Genomic DNA, 18,471 nt, shown 5'->3' with positions numbered 1-18,471 from the left:
CCTTCCTCTGGGTAGTAAAAAACTTACCTCATCTCTTTCCTATAGCATTCTTTAATTTCCAAGCAAGAATCAAGAAAATGCCTTATATTTGTATACACTTCTTTGCTTCTATAAACTCTCTCATAATGAGACGGCACTCTTGTAAATGAAACAAAACTTAAACAGAGTAAAAAATATTTCCTTCCGTTATGGTTTCAACAAAATGAGCAGTCATAAACTTCTTTACCCTAATGGACGTAATATCATAAAGAACTCATTTTTTATATTTAAAAGTAATCAAAGAAATTATCTTGTAATCTTTCAATAAAATTAACAGTTTGATTTATAATTATAATTTATTGTTTTGTAATTTGTATAAAAAAGCCTAATATCATAAAATTCTCTCTGTTTCGAACCTATTCATGTTGAGTCAATCACAACTATTTGCGAGCAAATCATAAGTAAGGAGCGTATGAATGAAAACCATTTAAGAAGAAATCAAAATGTCTCTTATGAAGGTTTTAAATGCAAAAGCTATCGCAACATTAGAAACCAGCAAATATCATGACGATATGGGCCTACATCATAAGAGAAGCAATGAGCTTCTGAAACTTTCTCATTTTCAACGAAGAGAGCATCTTATAAGCTTTTATATATAAAAAATTCAATGAATTTCATAAGATTTTTAGTGCAAAATTAATCCCGTAAGATGCTTTGACACGATTTCAACAGCTAACTAAAACCAAATCATAGCTCATCAATTTGCTATATACTCATAACTGATTTCATTCTAACAAGGCTAAGAGTTCTGCACCTTTTTTAAGGTATTAACTTCTTTATAAATGTACCCCCTTACAAAATGCTTTTGTTTTCAGTAAGAGCACGTCTACTCATTTCAATCATTGCATCCCGAAGATGTAACTTAATTTTTGATCCAATAATCATTCCAAATAAAGGAGCAAGTAAACCAGACATGATTACAGTATGACGAATTTTGTTATTTGAAGAACCAGTTTTTGTTGAACAAATATATTCATGATTAAAACTCATACGTATAAAAGGAAGTTTAGCATAATCAGAAAAACAAACATTTTTTATAACTTTATCAAGTGTAAAAGTTACTGTAGGTCCCTTTTTAGGTTTCATGCGTCCTATAGCGCCTTCTTTGAAAGGACCAGAAAGTTCTACCCACTCAAGTTCACTATCCCAGCAAGGCCATGATGCCACATCTTCCCATATAGCCCAAATTTGCTCAGCACTTGCTTCTGTACTAATCTCTTCACTATATATCCAATTAAACACGATAATCTCCCCTTTTTTACAAATTACTTATCTTTAGTGATAAAGAATAATATAAAAAAGTATCCTTAAAGCTGCACCACGATAAGATACTTAATACTCTCAGATTTACTTAATATGTAATGACTAACTCAACAAGCGATATTACTAAACTAAACACACAAGTATTCAGGATAAATGAACAATATTTTCAATACTAAACAAAATATCTTTTTTAAGTTTATACAATAGCAAAAATAGAAGTTACGCATCATATAAGATATCAATGCAGACTGCATAGCTTAAAGCTTTCAACTGTTGATGAAATGTGATGATTAAGGTATAGCAGAAAGAAATTAGACAAAAAAGATCATAAATATTATCGAGGAATATATATCCTATTGGAGAAAAAAATCCTTCTGTAGTAAAGCTAATAAAAATTCATCAATTCCTTTAACATTAGAATCTTTTATTGATTTTCTGCTTAACCTTTTAAAAAACATATAAAATGAAGAAAACTGTGAAAAAGCATTTTTTCATCCTATCGGATAAACACAAAAACTTTCTCAAGATGTAAGCGATCGTAATTTATAGAGACGTATTGCTGTTTCACCATAAAAACGCTCATCATCTAGATAAAAGACGTCAGGTAAATCAATCATTGTATCTTTCTTTTCTTCAAGTATGAAAAGTGTATCAGCTTTTGCCCACCCTCCTCGCAAAGCTTCTACAAAAGCGCATTCACCTAAACAACGGCTATAGGGAGGATCAGCGCAGATAACATCGAATGGAAGCATTGTTCCAATATTACCAAGTTTGGTTGCATCTCGACGCAAAATCCGCCCTATTGACTGTAATTCAAAGGCTTCGATATTTTTTTGAATTACCCCACGCCCCTCAACCGAGTTTTCAACAAAAACAGCAGCCTTTGCTCCACGCGAAAGTGCTTCGATGCCTAAAGCACCAGTACCAGCAAAAAGATCAAGAATGCGTTTATTGGTCCAAAATTCTTCTTCACGGCTAGAAAGAATATTAAAAAGGCTTTCACGTGTACGATCACTCGTTGGGCGAATCGACTGATTAACAGGCGAAAACAAAACACGCCCAGCAAATTTACCGCCTATGATCCGCACGTGGACCTCCAAATCGCTTCGAAGTTTTTGCACCGTCCCTATGTGGTTTAGATTTTTTCATAGCACCACCAAACGATTTTACCTTTTTCTTTCTCTCAAAAGAATGCTCATCATGACTACCTTTTATCATTTTCTCTTTATCCTTTAAAAAGCGATCTTTCTTACCAAAGGGATGCGTCTCTTCATAAGATATTTTGCCATATTTTTGAACAAAACTTTCCCTCTTCTCTTTGTATGACGGATTTTCTTTTAGTTTTTCCTTGCTTCGATGAAATGATTTTCTACCATCCAAATCGCTCTTATGACCATGCGATTTCTCCTCACTATAAGAAGGCTTTCTACGTGCACTTTGCGGACGTGCACCAGGAGCCATCCAAACATTAGCACGGCGAGAACGCGGTAGAAAACGCTCTGCTTTTCCTTCTTCACTTTTCTCCTTCTTTACATTCTCATGAGACTTTGTACTTAATCGTGCGCGACTATGTTCAACAGAACCATCTCTTGGTCGGCGTCGTATTGCCCTTTCACTTGAGAAAACCCAACCATCATTTGCAATAGAAAGATCTTTCTGGCTTTGCTTTTCTGCAACAACTGCAGAATTTGAAAATGGCTTAAGAATAGGAGCATCAAAATCTGCATTGGCTTGCATAATCAAACGCTCCCCCAACTGATCTCGTAACATCCGCCCTTTTAACTCTTGCACGGCTCCTTCTTCTAAATCAGAGAGATGAAATGGACCATAAGATACACGTATTAATCGATTAACTGATAATCCCAATGCCCCTAAAACATTCTTTATTTCACGATTTTTTCCTTCTCGCAAAGCGACAGAAAGCCATACATTCGACCCTTGTTCGCGTTCAATTGATGCTTCAATCGAACCATAAAAAATACCATTAATCGCAATACCATTTTTAAGGTTATCCAACGCGCTCTGCTTGACTCTTCCATGAGCACGGACACGATATTTGCGGACCCACCCCGTTACAGGAAGCTCTAATACACGCGCTAAGCCACCATCATTGGTTAAAAGCAAAAGCCCTTCCGTGTTAATGTCAAGCCTTCCAACAGAAAGAACACGCGGCATTCCTTTTGGTAAATTACTAAATACTGTGGGTCTGCCTTCAGGATCACGGTTCGTGGTGACAAGACCTGCTGGCTTATGGTAAAGCCATAAACGGGTTCGTTCTATAGGAGGTAAAGGTTTGCCATCAACTTTAATAACATCAGAGCGGCTAACATTAAAAGCAGGCGTTGTCACGACTTTACCATTCACAGAAATACGACCTGCAACAATCATCATTTCTGCATCTCGACGCGAAGCAATACCAGCACGCGCTAACCTTTTAGCAATTCGTTCACTCTCATTATTTTCATTCATTTGCGTTTCAAACCAATCTTTGCAAGTATGTTCAGAAAATTATTCACATGCACCATACCGCTTATCCTGAAAAATGAAGTAGCATAATCATTTATCATTTTCTATCCTTTAACGACAATAATGTATCTGTTGACTTGCAAGTTTGTTTTAAACTCTTAAAAAAAATAGAGGTATTCTTTTCATTATAAAAGCGTAATAAATCATTCATTCCATAGCATTCCTTATCGAGATAACCTTTAGATTTTCTATACCTTCAGTAGAAAGAATATTATGACCTTGACGCCCATGGAAATAGCCCTTTTAGAAGCGCAAGAGGCTGCAAAAAAAGATGAAGTTCCCGTAGGTGCTATCATTACACGTGGAAAAGCTATCATTGCACGCGCTGGTAACTTTATAAAATCTGCATATGACCCTACAGGACACGCAGAAATACGCGCAATCCGTATGGCTTGCGAAACATTGCAAAGCGAAAGGCTTCCTGATTGCGATCTTTATGTAACACTTGAACCTTGTGCTATGTGTGCCGCTGCCATTTCATTTGCACGCATACGACGTCTCTATTATGCAACAAATGATCCCAAAGGAGGTGCTATAGAAAATGGCCCACGTTTTTATCAGCAACCAACCTGCCATCACAAACCTGAAATTTATTCTGGTTTCAAGGAAAAAGAAGCTGCTCAATTACTTAAAGACTTTTTTATACAAAAGCGATACTAAAAATAATTCTTCTTCCATAACTTTCACTCTTTAAAAACTATCCTACTTCTCAAAAAAGACTGTTAATTCTTCTGATATATATATAGCAAAAGCTATTTCGAAGCATTTTTTCTCTCTTTTAATTCTGCATATTGTTTCTATTAGATGATACATTCATTCAAAAGAATAATTCATTATTTTGTATATAAAATATAAAGTCCAAAATATCGTAGATATGCTCTCATTTCAAATTACATTGAAACAGTAAAAATCACTTTCTTGCACATCATAAGCGGAATTATCGTCTGGATAAAGAACGTTTTAGAAAAGACTAAAAATGTCTCTTATGAAAGCTCTCAAATGCAAGAATTATCGCAACATTGGAGTCTGTAAAATAAAATGATGGTATCCACTTTCTCCTTCCTAAGCATAAAGTATTGGAGCACAATAGATTTTACGTTATACTAGCCACATGAGCAATGTTGTAAAATGAGCTTGAGAAATGTTTCGTGTTAAGGAAACGCATAAGGAGTCTCTCGATGCTGTTGTCATATTGCTATTTCATGAGAATACCCCCTCCTACAGCAGCATTATAACTGCGCGCGAATGAGAGCTTGGTATCATAAGTAATTGGAAAAATACTTTACTTTAAATATTTTGTCTTTCCCCTATCGACCAATAGGTGCGGTTTTTGCCGGTTGGCGATAACTTAAAGGTGGTTCAGTGAGATAGCGACGGTATTTTGAACTTCCAACTTGTGCTCTCTGACGACGTAAATATTCCTGTCGTTGCTTCGCATTCAACTGTGAAGGATTTTCTGAACCAACGCCATTAACTGACGATCCTTTGTGAGGAAAAGGAGTATTTCCTTGATGCTGCTTCGATGCTGCCATTTCATTGACAGATCTATCTTGTTGTGGTACCGGCAAAAATCTGCGTGAACTAGGGCTTGGTATTACAAGTTTTGGATGAGGTTTCATAGCAATCTGGCTGCTATTATTTGTTGGTGTTAATGAAGTAATATTAGCAACATCTTCAAAAAACTGTATCGAAACCGGTTTATTGGTACCATAGGTAGGAGCGGATAAATTGCATCCCGTTAAAACAAAGCACATCCCTAAAATTCCTATTGGAAATATTTTTATTTCACGTTTTCTCACTGCCTATTCCATTTCCTAAGTATATGGCTGATTAATATTCCCGTTATTTATGAGAGAACGGTCCATACACAAATTTCCCCCCTGCAGACAAAATAACGGAATTTACTTTGTACCACAAAAAACTATATTCATCAATATGAGAAATATACTTGCATTTCTTTCCTTTGATTTAAAATTTTAAATCTTACCAAGAATCTGTAGTTCCCGCAAAGCAGCTGCATCACGAGCAGATACATCCGGATAAGCTGGATCACTTCCAACATCTTGTGTATAACGCCATGATCGAGCACATTTTTTTCCTAATGCCTTCTCTGGATATACACCAACACCTTCAACATCATTCAAAGTAAAAGCATCAGAAGGTATCGTGTCCTGCGTAATTGTGAGCGCACTGGTAATACAGATCTCCGCCATATCCACATTTTCTAATGCCTCTCGTAAAACCAGATTGGAAATAAAAACAATAGGCGCAGCTTCCAAAGAGGATCCAATACGCTTATTAGCACGTTCAAGCTCTAAAGCACCTGTCACAACTTTACGGACCTGCCGAATTTTTTTCCAACGCTCAGCCAAAGATTGGTTTTGCCATTCTTCTGGTACAGAGCGAAATTGTTCCAAATGCACCGATTGGCTTCCTGGATAACGCTCTAACCAAGCTTCTTCCATAGTAAAAGGTAACATTGGAGCAAGCCATGTGACCATATGCTCAAAAATCTCACGGACAACCTGCAAGGAAGCCTTGCGTTTTTTTGATGAAGGTGCATCACAATAAAGAGAATCCTTGCGGATATCAAAATAAAATGCCGATAACTCAATGATTGAAAAATCCAATAATGCACGCATAATCTTTTTAAAATCAAATTCATCGTAAGCGCGATTAATCAACTGATCAAGTTCAAAAAGCCTATGCAATATAAATTTTTCAAGATCCGGCAGTGCACCATAAGATATTTCTTCTCCATCATCATGTGCTAAAGTTCCTAGCATCCAACGAATTGCATTGCGTAGTTTACGATATGAATCCACATTTGTTTGAAGTATTTTTTTGCCTAAACGCTGATCTTCCCAATAATCGGTTGTCATAACCCAGAGACGAAAAATATCAGCTCCAGATGTTTTAATGATCTCTTGCGGAACAACCGTATTGCCTAAAGATTTAGACATTTTCTTACCATTCTCATCCAAAGTAAAACCGTGTGTGATCACGGACTTATAGGGAGAACAAGCACGCGTACCACAGCTTTCCAAAAGAGAAGATTGGAACCATCCGCGATGTTGATCTGAACCTTCAAAATAAACATCAGCAGGCCATTTCAAATCAGCCCGATCTTCTAACACAAAGCTATGGCTGGCTCCAGAATCAAACCAAACATCCAAAATATCATAAACCTGTACCCAAGGCTCATGTGCACGCTCACCTAAAAAACGTTCACGTGCTCCTTCAGCAAACCATGCATCTGCCCCTTCTGCTTCAAAAGCCCGTAAAATACGCTCGTTCACACCTTCATCTTTTAGAATAACACCATCCTCATTTGCAAAAATACAAATAGGAACACCCCAAGAACGCTGACGAGAAAGAACCCAATCAGGACGATCTTCTATCATAGAAGCTAGGCGGTTTTGTCCAGAAGATGGCACAAAACGCGTTTTTGAAACAGCTTCCAAAGCCCGACTACGTAAAGTTGAACCATCCCCAAAATCTTTATCCATTGAAATAAACCATTGCGGTGTATTGCGAAAAATAACGGGTTTTTTTGAACGCCAACTATGGGGATAGGAATGCTTTAAACGCCCCCGTGCAAACAATCGATCTGCTTTAATTAAAGCATTAATGACCTCTTTATTGGCATCACCCATTTTTCCATTATCATCAATAACACGTGCAGGTCCTCCTTCACGATCTGGTCCTAAACCTGGAACATCTTTCGTATAGAACCCTGCATCATCAACAGGAAACGGTATAGATGAATCAATCCCCGCTTGCTCCAGTAAGGACTTATAATCATTCCAAATTTCAAAGTCCTCACGCCCATGGCTTGGTGCTGTATGGACAAAACCTGTACCAGCACTCTCTGTTACGTGCGAACCATCAAGCAATGGAATTTTATAATTATACCCTCCAGCTAAACCTTTGAGTGGATGAGAAAGAACAAGAGCTTTCAACTCTTCAGAAGAAATAACACGCAAATGCTTCAAAACAAGTTTGGCTTTTTCTCCACAACTCATCGCTAAAGCGTCTGCAAAGAGAAGCTTTTCTCCCACTTGAGGACCAAAATCATTTTCAGCACTTTCAACTTCGTAAATACTATAAGAAATTTGCGAAGAATAACTCACTGCACGATTGCTTGGAATCGTCCACGGTGTTGTTGTCCAAATGACGACATGAGCACCATATAAATCATCAGAATTTGCTTCAAAAACAGGAAACTTAACCCAAAGCACCTCTGATTCATGATCATGATATTCAATCTCAGCCTCTGCCAAAGCCGTACGTTCCACAACAGACCACATCACTGGCTTGGAACCACGATAAATCTGATCTGACATAGCAAATTTTATCAATTCACTGGCAATGCGTGCTTCTGCATGAAAAGCCATTGTAGTATAAGGCGTATTAAAATCTCCCACAACACCAAGGCGTTTAAATTCTTCACTTTGAATAGTTACCCAATGCTGTGCAAATTCACGGCATTCTTGACGAAACTCGTTAAGAGGTACCTCATCCTTATTTTTTCCTTGTGCTCGATATTTTTCTTCAATTTTCCATTCAATTGGAAGCCCATGGCAATCCCAACCAGGTACATAATTTGCATTAAAACCGCGCATTTGGAATGAACGAACAACCACATCCTTTAGAACTTTATTTAAAGCATGCCCGATATGAATATGACCATTTGCATAAGGCGGACCATCATGAAGAATATAAAATGGACGATCTTTTGCTTGTTGACGCAATTGCGCATAAAGCCCCATATTTTCCCAACGCGCCATCAATTCAAGCTCTTTTTGCGGAAGCCCTGCACGCATAGGAAAATTTGTCTGTGGGAGATAAAGAGTTTTTGAATAATCTATTGTTTCATTTTTCACAGCCATTGTGAAATATCCCTGTCCACTTTTACGATTTCATTTTTGCATAACTTCCCTGAACCCTGCAACTCTGGTTTTTATCTATAGGGAAAGCCGAGCTTATCATTCGTATTAAGCAGCGATCAGGAAAATATATCATCACACTCTATGGGCTTTATCATGAAATTCACAAGAAAAGAAACCAAAAAGTGATCTTAAAAAAAAATAAAGGCTCCACTGACAGTGGAGCCTCTTAGAAATTTACTCTTTAAAAAATTAGAATTTATAAGCTACACCAACACGGAAATCATTGGTTTTGTAGTTAACTTCAAGTTTTTCCTTTGCAAATTTCTTTTTACCAAAATCAGAGTAACGATATTCTGCACGTACAATCACATTATCTAGAAGCGAGAAATCAACGCCACCACCAAGTGTGTAACCAATCATGGTTTTTGTTTCATCAGCTAAGTTCTTAGAAGAAACGACTCTTCCATCCTCATCCTTAACAGATATTGATACAGTGTCTTGGAATTGCCCATAAGCAATACCACCAGCAAGATAAGGCATAAAGCGATCAGCAGCAAAACCAATACGTACCCGTGTAGCACCACCCCAATTTTGTTTGAAAGTATGACTTAAAGTTTCAACTGCATCCTCTTGATCAAGACCAAGTTCAGAAGCCATCTTTTTTATTTGTTCTATACCATATACACTGGAAGCGTTCTTATCCACCGCTTGTGTACTTTGTGCACCGTGTCCAGCCATATTCTGTCCACCATGAGAACGAGAAGCATGTGGATTAGCATTTCCGCTACCATGGGTGCCATGATGACCTCCGTATTGGGCTCCGCTTGTTCCATTGGAAGCTTTTGCTGTTTCAGAAGATGATCCTGATCTCGCGAGGACAAATGTCCCTCCGCTCGGTACTGTTCTTTCTTTTAATGATGATTGTTCCGATGCAGGTGCTTTTGCTGCTGGCTGACTTGATTCTGTTCCCGTTGATGAGATAGAGGGCGCGGGTTTTACAGCAACCGATTTTATTGGATTAGCTTGCACTTGTACAGCCCCTGCTGATACAGATGATGTTTCTGCAGATTTTGCAGACGCAGTTACTCCATTTGTTCCTCCTACTGATGGTTGATCTCCTGTGTCTGATCTTGCCAATAGGAGCGTTGACTGCTCTGGTGAGCTTGCTCCTGTGGTAGAGGATATTGATTTAGGTGCAGGTGATTTTAATCCATTTACCCTGCTTACCAATGTCGGTCCTGTACCTGATCTTTCCAATGAGGACGATGGCGATTGCACTGAACTCACCGTCTGTCTAGAGGATGCTGATTGTGGTATTGGCGATGCAGATGGCGTTTTTAATGGTGGTGTTGAAACTCCTGAATTTTCCCTTCCCACTACCACTGTTTTTTCTGCTGTTGAATTGACATTGCCAGAACTTCTAGTTGTTGCTGCTTTATTTGATTGTGTTGCTCCTGTTTGTGGTTGTTGAACTGTATTTACTGATCTAGTTAGTGCTTGACTGGATTGCGCTGCAACAGATTGTTCTGACGTGGATCCTGCTGTTGGAGTCCCTACTGTTGTAGTTCCTGTACCTGCAGGTGCTCTTGAGGTGTCTTTTTGCGTTTGTACTCCTTCTGTTGCTTGTGAGGTTGGAGATATTTGTGGTTTTGCGGATCTGCGGGATCTTACGACTGCATTTTCTACTGTAGTGTTATCAGCCGCTCCTATGGTAATGGTCTTTGTGTGTTTTTTTCCAGATACCATTAAATCCGTATCGATGCCAAAAATAAAGTTGTCACCGAGATCAATATTAGAACCTGCATAAAAACCACCTGCAAACCCTGAAAGTTTAGGAGAGAACTCTTTATCCAGTGGTAAACTCTTTTCTTGACCAACAAGAGCCATATCAGCTTTGCTTGAAAAACCACCAGCTTGGACACCTAAATAAAGACCTGTCCATGAAAAAGTAGGTGCAACAATGGTAGAAGCAGTCGATGATGCTGGCTGATGAGGAATCATAACATCAGCAGCTAGTGCTGTAGACGCTGAAATTAAAGAAAAAATAGACGCTGTTATTAAACGTTTTGTATTCATAAAATCTCTCCAAATATCCAAAATGAAATTCATATAGAGCATCTTTTCTGAAAGATCTGTAGCAAAAATGACACACTCACAAAAAAATAAAGAATTTTTGCAAATAAGGCTTCTTAAACTTTTAATTTTGCATTCAATAAGAATTTGTAAACTAAATCACACTAAAATTATGTGTATTAAAGTTGGATTCATTTTCATTAAAGTTTCGCATAACTGTTAATGATAATATTCTTTATAAATTTCTTTTACCAAAATCTAAATAACAGTATTCTGCATACAATAAACTATTATCTGTTATTGCAAAATCAATACCAGCGCAAACAGTGAAATCAAATATTGCCTTTTTTAAAACCAAGCGCCATCAAAGTTTCATCTATTTACCAGCATGATCTACTTTTAGTACTTTAGCAATAGTATTTTGTATCTAAAATTCAGAAAAACAAAGAAATTATTCAAACACTCGCAAAAAAACTTTTAGATTCTTTGCATAAACATCTTCATCCTGCCACATCACATTGATTTATAAAGATAACTTATTGTTTTCATGTTGAATGAAAAAACTAATTCTGTAGGATTCTATCATTTAAAATCTGTTCCATGTTGTATTAATTAAAATCACTTGCTTGCACGTTACAAGCGAAATTTTCGTAAGGACGGACAAGGCTTTCTCTGCTGAAGCAAGACTTAAGGCTGGCATTCAAGTTGTTCTGAATGCTTTTTACAATAAGGGCTATTTAAGCGTCTCTCAACACTTCGCTGAGGCATGACAGCACCAGGACGACATATGGGAAGGTTGTCTGATTTATGGTTCTCACACCAATCTTGTATTGTAAAGCTAGGGCGAAAACCTGATTGCGCCATACACATTTCAATACTGGCAAATTGATTCAAATCTAGCGCCACAACCTTATTAAGGTCCGGTACTCCACATTCTAAAAGTATTTTATTTCTCCATAATGCTGGAGAAAGTGAGGGAATTGAGTTAACACATCCAGTGATACTTAACAGAGCTATACAACTCAATAGTTTTAAGATTTTCTTCATTATTCCCCTCTTTCAATGGATTTATTTACAATAAACAGCTCATAAGCTTGTTGATATTTTCTGTCATCGCTGCTTAAAACAACGGTGAACAATATTGAGATGATTGGTTGAGAAAACAATCCCACCATTCCAAGCAAAGGCAAGGATGGCGGATTGTTAATCATCACAAGAAAGACTTAAGGTTTGCATTCAGGTGCATTTTTATATTTTTTACAATAAGGGCTGTTTAAGCGCTTCTTGACACTGCGCTGTGGAACAACAGCGCCTGGACGACAAATGGGCAAGTTTTCAGCTTTATGATTTCCACACCAGCCTCCCCCCACATCATATTTATAGCGAAATCCCGCTTGGAGCATGCAAGCATCAATGGTTGCATTTGCATTATTACTGAGCTTTCTACTTTCTGGATCCTTATCATAAGGGGTTGGCATACCGCATTCTAACAAGGCTTTTCCTATCTCCGTAAAATCTGCTCCTGGCTTCTCCCATGCCCCTATAGAAGATATGGGAGTTTTATTAAACTGGCACCCAGCTATACTCAATAGAGTTATCACACTTAATAATTTTAAGGTTTGTTTCATTTTTTGCTCCATGAATTAATTGAATCAATTTGTATACGGTGAGATGAACCATAATCATGTCTACATGCTCGATCCACATTTGCATAACAAACATGAGGGCTGGGATAACTAAATAGTACTTTCTTTGCCTCTTTAACTGCGTTACTACCAAAGGGTCTTTGGTAAAAAGTAGCGGAATTTCCACCAAATACTACACCAACAAAATCATCTGCATGGTTTTCCAAGCCGACAGTGGTTTGCTTGCCATCCTTTAAGATATATAACGTATCAGCCATGTCTTGAGTATTATAAGCTGGACCAAAGAAATTAACCGTTGTTTCCTTTGCTATACCGAGAACACCATGCTTTACTAAATTATATGATCCATTTCCTGCTGTTATGGTACCACGACTATGGGCATCATCATGCCATCCTGTATTGCCATAAAGATACATTATATCCTGGAATTTCTTGGTTGAATTGGTCAATCCAAAAAAAATCTACCTTCCAGAAACTTCTGAAAAATCGCTATCCCTACTTCCACTTCCCAGTCTTCAGCTTCTGGGAAGTATGTAAAATAAAGGGGACCATGATCATTGTCAGCAAACTGGACAGTATAACGCGCAGCATCATCTGGTGAGGTAAAAATACCATTGTAAAACATATGAACCTTGCCATCAGAACCTTTTTGTAAATGTTTTTCTTCTTCTGGTGTTAAATAGTGATACAGAGGTATTTTTCTTCCATAGCTGCCTTTTATAGGTTTTCCATTTTCATCGGTTAAATAGAGGACATTGCCATTTTCATCATGCGCAACCTCACCCTCAGGATGCTCTTTGAGATATGCGAATTCGCGTATTTTGTCCCAGTATCCCAATCCTTCATCCGATAAATTATTGATCATATCTACGCGATTATGCACTACCCCCTCAAGCGGTGCGACATCTAGCTGTCACTACTGCTTGGTGTGCTGCTGCGGTGTTGCGGTTGAGAGAGCCAATGATTTGTCCAGCATCTTGCCCCATCGCCCTCTGTCCAGTTGTATCAGTAAGGATGATAGTCCCATCACTGATAGCAGATTTGGTTTCCCCTTCTACTGCATCCTTGGCTTTGCCGTGATTTAAAACATTCTTGGCAATGTTCTTTATCGTGTCATTCCCAGAAATGCTAAACCCATGGCTGCTGGCTTTAGCATGGGCACTGTTGCTGATATCACTGGTGCTAATGCTTCCTGTAGTCAGGCTGTTTTTATCTGCCGGCGCGGTGCTGGCAATGATGCCTCCGGTTAGGGTCGTTTTGTCTTTAACAATGATATTAAAGCCGCCATCACCCGCTTTGATACCTGATTGCTCCACAACACTATGATAATCGCTAGAGGATTTATCCCTTTTGGAAAGAGGCGCTCATAGAGCCCCCACCTATTTACTAAGGAAATTAAACGTGTGTAACATCAAACATATCATCATACAGCCTGCTAAAGATGAGAGCTTTGTTTTTTACCATTGGCTATGAAAGAAAATCCTTTGAGGACTATTTCAATCAACTTATCAAAAATAATATTAAACTTTTGTATGATATTCGTAAAAATCCAATAAGCAGAAAATACGGATTTTCAAAAAGACAATTAGAGAAAGTTGTAAACAACATTGATATTGAATATATGGCATATGCCTGAACTTGGAATTGCCTCTGAAAAACGAAGAAATTTGAAAACACAAAAGATTATGATCGCCTTTTTGAAGATTATCAAAATACAACTCTCAAGGATAATTCTTGTGCAATAAACAAATTATATCAAATTTTTTTAAACAAAAAGCGCGTTGCAATCGCCTGTTTTGAAGCTAATGTATGCATGTGTCATAGAGGACAACTCGCATTAGCTCTCATTCCATTGCCTGATTGGAAATATGAAATTAAGCACATCTAAAAAAATAAATTTGCATATTTTTAAAAAATGGGAGTGCCCATATGCCTCCCAGCCCCCTACCCATTCCTAATAACTTTTAAGTGATGCATGATTCACGCTACGGGTGAATTCTGCGCAAATCAAGGAAAAGAAATATGAACTGACTGATGAAACAATTGAGGTTGGTGGATACATTACACTTTACTGCATCCTTGCTTTGAGAGACTTTGGAGATGTAAAGGCAGGTGATCTTGGCGCTTTTATACAAAAAGAAGACAATCTAGGTCATGATGGCAATTGCTGGATAAGTGATGATGCAAAAGTCTATGGTTATGCCAAAGTTTTTGGGGATGCACATGTTTACGGAAACGCTCGTGTTTTTGCCAATGCACAAGTTTTCGGTGGTACATTTATTAGTGGAAAAGCTAAAATTTATGACAGTCCATTGATTTCCATCAGAGCAAATATACGCTGGCTATTAAACAAGCGCAAAATGTCATCTCCAAGAAAATAAACAGACTTACAAAAGGCTCTTTCGATTGGTTATTGCATCAGTATTTACAAAGCATGCAATGGCATAATCAATTAGAAACTACTAAAAAATTAAGTATAGAATTCTGAACAATGTTTCTAAACATATCGGTGATCGTGCACATAAAAGCATAGAAAAACACCACATCCTTGACGCCGTAGACAGAAGGCGAGCTACTCTCGCAGCGGCAAAATATTTTTTGACCTCTTTAAACAATCTCTTTAATTGGGCGGTTGATAATGCCCTTTTAAATAGAAATCCTGCCTTTAATATAAAAGCACCAAAATCTTTAAACAGTGGGGGATTGCTGCCATGGCTAGAAGAGGACATAGACAAATATTATCACCATTGGTCACACGGTACACATGAACGCGTCTGGATTGATGTTCTTCTTTCACAGGCTTGCGCGCGCGCCGTGATGACACCGTTCGTATCAGCTGGAAAGACGTCAAAGATAATATCATTTATCTCAAAACAGAAAAGAGCCAATTTAAAACAGATGTTTTTCTTCCTATTTTACCAGAACTAGAGGAAACCCTTAAAATTGGTCCCATAGGTAATGAAACATTCATTTGTGGTAAAGGTGGAAATAAGCTTGTCAAAGAAAGTTTTGGCAACCTCTTTCGTGAAGCATGTAATGCGGCGGGTATTAAAAAATCAGCGCACGGATTGCGAAAATTAGCAGCAACACGTGCAGCCAATGCTGGTGCTACGGTTTCACAAATGAAAGCGCTTTTTGGCTGGACCGAAGATAAAATGGCATCTCTTTATACCAAAACAGCCGATAGAAAACGACTTGCAATAGAAGCAATCAAAAAGCTATAAAAAAGCTAGAGCAATGGGCGGCAGCTAAAAAACAAACCAAAGCACCATCAAAATTATTAACGAAATCAAAGCGGCGTTTGAGGTGTATCAGAAACAAGCAGAGAAATAGGTGGTTGTGCCTGTTGCTTTGTTTGCCATAAATTATAGTTTGTTTGCATATCCAACCAAAATTTTGCTTTACTAAAACCAGCTAATTCTAATTTAATAGCAAGCTCGGTACTTATAGAAGCATGTCCGTTAATCACTCTTGATAAAGAAGCTCTTGTCATATGGAGATGATCAGCTAATTTTTGTATTGTTATCCCCATTTCTTCTAAGAAAGCTACTTTCAGAACTTCACCGGGATGTGCGGAGTTATGCGTCATTTTTTTCATTCCTCTCATCAATGGTAATCTTGATAATCAACAAGCTCCACATCTGTTCCTATAAAGCGAAAAGTAACACGCCAATTTCCATTCATCCATATATAATAGTACCCTGTAAGGGCACCTTTAAGAGGGTGGATTTTAAAGGCAGGCGCTCTCAACATTTCAGGCGTAGTAGCACTTGTTAAAGCCGTTAAGATAACGCGTAATTTTTTAAGTGATCTGATCAAATAGCTTTTGTGGAACCTGTTGTATAAAATAATTTTAAGCCCTTATATTTAAAACTAACAATTGCCATTACCGCCCCTTATCGTATATCGTTGCTATACGGTTAATAACAATAAGAGTCAAGCCCATGTTAGAAATATCTAATTCTATATCTGGAAAAAATGGATGGGAATAAGTGATAAAAAAGCTTCAAAAAGGTTAGGGATAGACACCCAAAAAAACATAACAGAATCAATGATTATAAAATCCCTTACTCTTGTAATAAATTATTGATTTTAATTGCCTTTTTACACTCTTTTAGTGGTGCAAAACTATAACGATGTAATCTTACGATTGGACCATATTTATTAAGAGCCGTACGATGAACTAACGTTGCATATCCTACATGCTTCTCTAAACCATAGCCTTTATAAACTTGTCCTGCACATTTCATCATCCGGTCACGCGTTACCTTCGCAATAATAGATGCGGCTGCAATTGAAACCGAACGCTGATCGCCCTTAATCAACGCAATTGCAGGACAAAACAATCCAGAGGGAATATCACGTCCATCAACAAGTACATAGTGGGCTGAAACAGCTAATCCTTTAATACAGCGACGCATTGCTTCTAAAGTTGCTTGTCTAATATTAGATTGATCAATTGCACGAGCGCAAACACTAGCAACTGAAACCGCTAATGCACTTTGCAAAATTTCATGATAAAGTCTACTTCGTTGAAGAAAAGAAAGTTTTTTTGAATCATTTAACCCATTAGGAATACGATCTTTATCCAAGATAACTGCTGCCGTTACCACCGGTCCAGCGAGAGGTCCTCGTCCTACTTCATCAACACCAGCTATATGAAAAAACCCCTGTTTCTGCAAATTCAATTCACACAAGAAATTTGGCTGAAGCGGCAAATTAAACATCTTTGATAAATCACAAATACAACAAATATACACTTATTTCTGTAACCTGCTTATTTTTTGCAAGCATTACAGTTTTAAATAGCTCTTCAAACATTCTGCGAATTCTTACACAAAAAATAAAAAACACATTTCTTTGGTTACCCTCTTTCATTATGTATAATAAAATCATGATGAAATAAAAGCTTTTATATTTATTTATCAAATATTTCCTAAAGTCATGATAGGTTTTACAAACCAATTTGGGTGCATTGATTTGATAAAAAGAGCTGCTTGTTGCGCCGTTTGTTTATTTTTAAAAATGCCAAAGCAAGTTGCTCCCGTTCCAGACATACGGGAAAAAAGAGCCCCACATTCATCTAATATAGATAACACTTCAGCTAACTGAGGTGCTATTTTTAATGCAGGAGAAAAAAGATCATTACGCGTTTCTTGTAAAGCTTCAACCAATGAATCAACACTTTTTAAAGCGTTTGTATTAATTTTTAAAGAAGGATTATGACGCTTCTCTAACGCTTTAAAAACAGCTTGTGTTGAAATCTCTTGTCCATGATTAACCAATACCATTGCTAATGAACAAGCTTCTTTTAGTCGTATCATCTCTTGACCAATTCCTTTAACCAAAAGCGGCTGCTGATATTCTAATGCACAAAGGCACATGGGAACATCAGCACCAAGAACTAAGCTCTTTTTTGCTAATTCTTCGTAAGGGCAATCAAGATTCCACTGTTGACGCAACATGCTGATAACCCCAGCTGCATCACCTGAGCCGCCACCAATGCCTGAAGCAACAGGTAATGTTTTTACAAGCCGAAAAAAAGCAGGTTGAGCACATTCCGGAAAAGTCTTATGCATAAAGTCCCGTGCGCGAATAACCAAATTGTCTAAATGAGAAACAAGTCCTTTTGCAAACGACCCCGTCAAAACAAACTGATTATTTTCACAAGGTGCATAATGTAGACAATCACCACTAAGACTAAAATAAACCAAACTTTCTATTAAATGATACCCATCAACACGTTGCCCCACAACATGTAAAGCTAAATTCAATTTAATAGGTGTAAATAAATAGGAATGTCTTTGGAACGAAGTTTGTACATTTGATATCATATGACGTAATATTCACTTACATAGGGTTCTTTTAAAAATTCCCCCCTTTTACCCATACTTTTAGCACGAGCCCTATAAACAGCTTGGAATATTCTTAATCGTTTTCTAAAAAAACAATAAATATAAAGAGTTCTCATACAAAATAAACGACATGTTCTCATTCGTATCATTGCAAGCCTTTTTCCTTCTAGCATCTGT

16 protein-coding genes and 3 pseudogenes are annotated in these 18,471 nt (G+C 37.6%); 4 read left to right on the top strand and 15 right to left on the bottom strand.

Annotation, left to right across the window (positions count from 1 at the left end):
• Positions 1–831: 831 nt before the first annotated feature.
• The 3 genes from ACFINL_RS05030 to ACFINL_RS05020 form a co-directional block, all read right to left on the bottom strand.
• Complete coding sequence (locus ACFINL_RS05030; protein WP_375650758.1) at positions 832–1,281, bottom strand: hypothetical protein; 450 nt, start codon at positions 1,279–1,281, stop codon at positions 832–834.
• Positions 1,282–1,823: 542 nt separating this feature from the next.
• A complete protein-coding gene (gene rsmD, locus ACFINL_RS05025; RefSeq protein WP_375650754.1) occupies positions 1,824–2,390 on the bottom strand; it encodes a 16S rRNA (guanine(966)-N(2))-methyltransferase RsmD in 567 nt (188 codons plus the stop codon).
• Complete coding sequence (locus ACFINL_RS05020) at positions 2,371–3,771, bottom strand: pseudouridine synthase (protein ID WP_375650749.1); 1,401 nt, start codon at positions 3,769–3,771, stop codon at positions 2,371–2,373. The genes rsmD and ACFINL_RS05020 overlap by 20 nt, the downstream gene beginning before the upstream one ends.
• A gap of 270 nt (positions 3,772–4,041) precedes the next feature.
• On the opposite strand from ACFINL_RS05020, the gene ACFINL_RS05015 reads away from it, so the two are divergent.
• Positions 4,042–4,488: a nucleoside deaminase gene (locus tag ACFINL_RS05015; protein WP_375613519.1), complete on the top strand. Its 447-nt coding sequence runs from the start codon at positions 4,042–4,044 to the stop codon at positions 4,486–4,488.
• Between the two features lie 647 nt (positions 4,489–5,135).
• Here ACFINL_RS05015 and ACFINL_RS05010 read toward each other — a convergent pair.
• The 8 genes from ACFINL_RS05010 to ACFINL_RS04975 all read right to left on the bottom strand — a co-directional run bounded on the left by ACFINL_RS05010 (position 5,136) and on the right by ACFINL_RS04975 (position 13,755).
• Positions 5,136–5,627 carry a hypothetical protein gene (locus ACFINL_RS05010; RefSeq protein WP_375650745.1) on the bottom strand — a complete coding sequence of 164 codons (492 nt, stop codon included), beginning with the start codon at positions 5,625–5,627 and terminating at the stop codon, positions 5,136–5,138.
• 177 nt (positions 5,628–5,804) lie between these two features.
• Positions 5,805–8,720, bottom strand: coding sequence for an isoleucine--tRNA ligase (gene ileS, locus ACFINL_RS05005; protein ID WP_375612103.1), 2,916 nt, complete (start codon positions 8,718–8,720; stop codon positions 5,805–5,807).
• Positions 8,721–8,969: 249 nt separating this feature from the next.
• A complete protein-coding gene (locus tag ACFINL_RS05000; RefSeq protein WP_375612102.1) occupies positions 8,970–10,796 on the bottom strand; it encodes an outer membrane beta-barrel protein in 1,827 nt (608 codons plus the stop codon).
• 684 nt (positions 10,797–11,480) lie between these two features.
• Entirely contained in the window at positions 11,481–11,840 is a 360-nt protein-coding gene (locus ACFINL_RS04995; RefSeq protein WP_273724680.1) for a hypothetical protein, read from the bottom strand.
• 176 nt (positions 11,841–12,016) lie between these two features.
• Positions 12,017–12,421 carry a hypothetical protein gene (locus ACFINL_RS04990; protein ID WP_375650741.1) on the bottom strand — a complete coding sequence of 135 codons (405 nt, stop codon included), beginning with the start codon at positions 12,419–12,421 and terminating at the stop codon, positions 12,017–12,019.
• Positions 12,418–12,888 (bottom strand): hypothetical protein, encoded by a 471-nt coding sequence (locus tag ACFINL_RS04985; protein ID WP_375650738.1) that lies wholly within the window; start codon positions 12,886–12,888, stop codon positions 12,418–12,420. Before ACFINL_RS04985 ends, ACFINL_RS04990 begins: the two co-directional genes overlap by 4 nt.
• Complete coding sequence (locus ACFINL_RS04980) at positions 12,885–13,322, bottom strand: hypothetical protein (protein ID WP_375650735.1); 438 nt, start codon at positions 13,320–13,322, stop codon at positions 12,885–12,887. The genes ACFINL_RS04985 and ACFINL_RS04980 overlap by 4 nt, the downstream gene beginning before the upstream one ends.
• A gap of 7 nt (positions 13,323–13,329) precedes the next feature.
• Entirely contained in the window at positions 13,330–13,755 is a 426-nt protein-coding gene (locus tag ACFINL_RS04975) for a hypothetical protein (protein WP_375650732.1), read from the bottom strand.
• Between the two features lie 125 nt (positions 13,756–13,880).
• On the opposite strand from ACFINL_RS04975, the pseudogene ACFINL_RS04970 reads away from it, so the two are divergent.
• The 3 genes and pseudogenes from ACFINL_RS04970 to ACFINL_RS04960 form a co-directional block, all read left to right on the top strand.
• Positions 13,881–14,327 (top strand): annotated as a pseudogene (locus tag ACFINL_RS04970) (DUF488 family protein).
• Between the two features lie 103 nt (positions 14,328–14,430).
• Complete coding sequence (locus tag ACFINL_RS04965) at positions 14,431–14,820, top strand: hypothetical protein (RefSeq protein ID WP_375650729.1); 390 nt, start codon at positions 14,431–14,433, stop codon at positions 14,818–14,820.
• Positions 14,772–15,663: pseudogene (locus ACFINL_RS04960) on the top strand (tyrosine-type recombinase/integrase); the annotation flags it as partial. The gene ACFINL_RS04965 and the pseudogene ACFINL_RS04960, both read left to right, overlap by 49 nt.
• Positions 15,664–15,728: 65 nt before the next feature.
• On the opposite strand, the gene ACFINL_RS04955 reads toward ACFINL_RS04960, so the two are convergent.
• The 4 genes and pseudogenes from ACFINL_RS04955 to ACFINL_RS04940 form a co-directional block, all read right to left on the bottom strand.
• The gene (locus tag ACFINL_RS04955) at positions 15,729–16,028 is read right to left on the bottom strand and encodes a HigA family addiction module antitoxin (RefSeq protein WP_375650725.1); all 300 of its coding nucleotides are present in this window, start codon (positions 16,026–16,028) and stop codon (positions 15,729–15,731) included.
• A 17-nt stretch (positions 16,029–16,045) separates the two neighbouring features.
• A pseudogene (locus ACFINL_RS04950) lies at positions 16,046–16,326 on the bottom strand (type II toxin-antitoxin system RelE/ParE family toxin).
• A 180-nt stretch (positions 16,327–16,506) separates the two neighbouring features.
• The gene (locus tag ACFINL_RS04945) at positions 16,507–17,166 is read right to left on the bottom strand and encodes a ribonuclease HII (protein ID WP_375650721.1); all 660 of its coding nucleotides are present in this window, start codon (positions 17,164–17,166) and stop codon (positions 16,507–16,509) included.
• A 198-nt stretch (positions 17,167–17,364) separates the two neighbouring features.
• Positions 17,365–18,273 (bottom strand): 4-(cytidine 5'-diphospho)-2-C-methyl-D-erythritol kinase, encoded by a 909-nt coding sequence (locus ACFINL_RS04940; RefSeq protein ID WP_375612096.1) that lies wholly within the window; start codon positions 18,271–18,273, stop codon positions 17,365–17,367.
• Between the last annotated feature and the right edge of the window lie 198 nt (positions 18,274–18,471).

Origin of the sequence: Bartonella sp. AA78NXGY, assembly GCF_042197005.1 — a bacterium.
GTDB lineage: Bacteria > Pseudomonadota > Alphaproteobacteria > Rhizobiales > Rhizobiaceae > Bartonella.
This window is presented reverse-complemented; position numbering and strand designations above follow the sequence as displayed.

Coding starts and splice junctions, on each gene's coding strand:
- ACFINL_RS05020 (WP_375650749.1), bottom strand. CDS start 3,771: ATGAATGAAAATAATGAGAGTGAACGAATTGCTAAAAGGTTAGCGCGT.
- ACFINL_RS05015 (WP_375613519.1), top strand. CDS start 4,042: ATGACCTTGACGCCCATGGAAATAGCCCTTTTAGAAGCGCAAGAGGCT.
- ileS (WP_375612103.1), bottom strand. CDS start 8,720: ATGGCTGTGAAAAATGAAACAATAGATTATTCAAAAACTCTTTATCTC.
- ACFINL_RS05000 (WP_375612102.1), bottom strand. CDS start 10,796: ATGAATACAAAACGTTTAATAACAGCGTCTATTTTTTCTTTAATTTCA.
- ACFINL_RS04995 (WP_273724680.1), bottom strand. CDS start 11,840: ATGAAGAAAATCTTAAAACTATTGAGTTGTATAGCTCTGTTAAGTATC.
- ACFINL_RS04990 (WP_375650741.1), bottom strand. CDS start 12,421: ATGAAACAAACCTTAAAATTATTAAGTGTGATAACTCTATTGAGTATA.
- ACFINL_RS04955 (WP_375650725.1), bottom strand. CDS start 16,028: ATGACGCATAACTCCGCACATCCCGGTGAAGTTCTGAAAGTAGCTTTC.
- ACFINL_RS04945 (WP_375650721.1), bottom strand. CDS start 17,166: ATGTTTAATTTGCCGCTTCAGCCAAATTTCTTGTGTGAATTGAATTTG.
- ACFINL_RS04940 (WP_375612096.1), bottom strand. CDS start 18,273: ATGATATCAAATGTACAAACTTCGTTCCAAAGACATTCCTATTTATTT.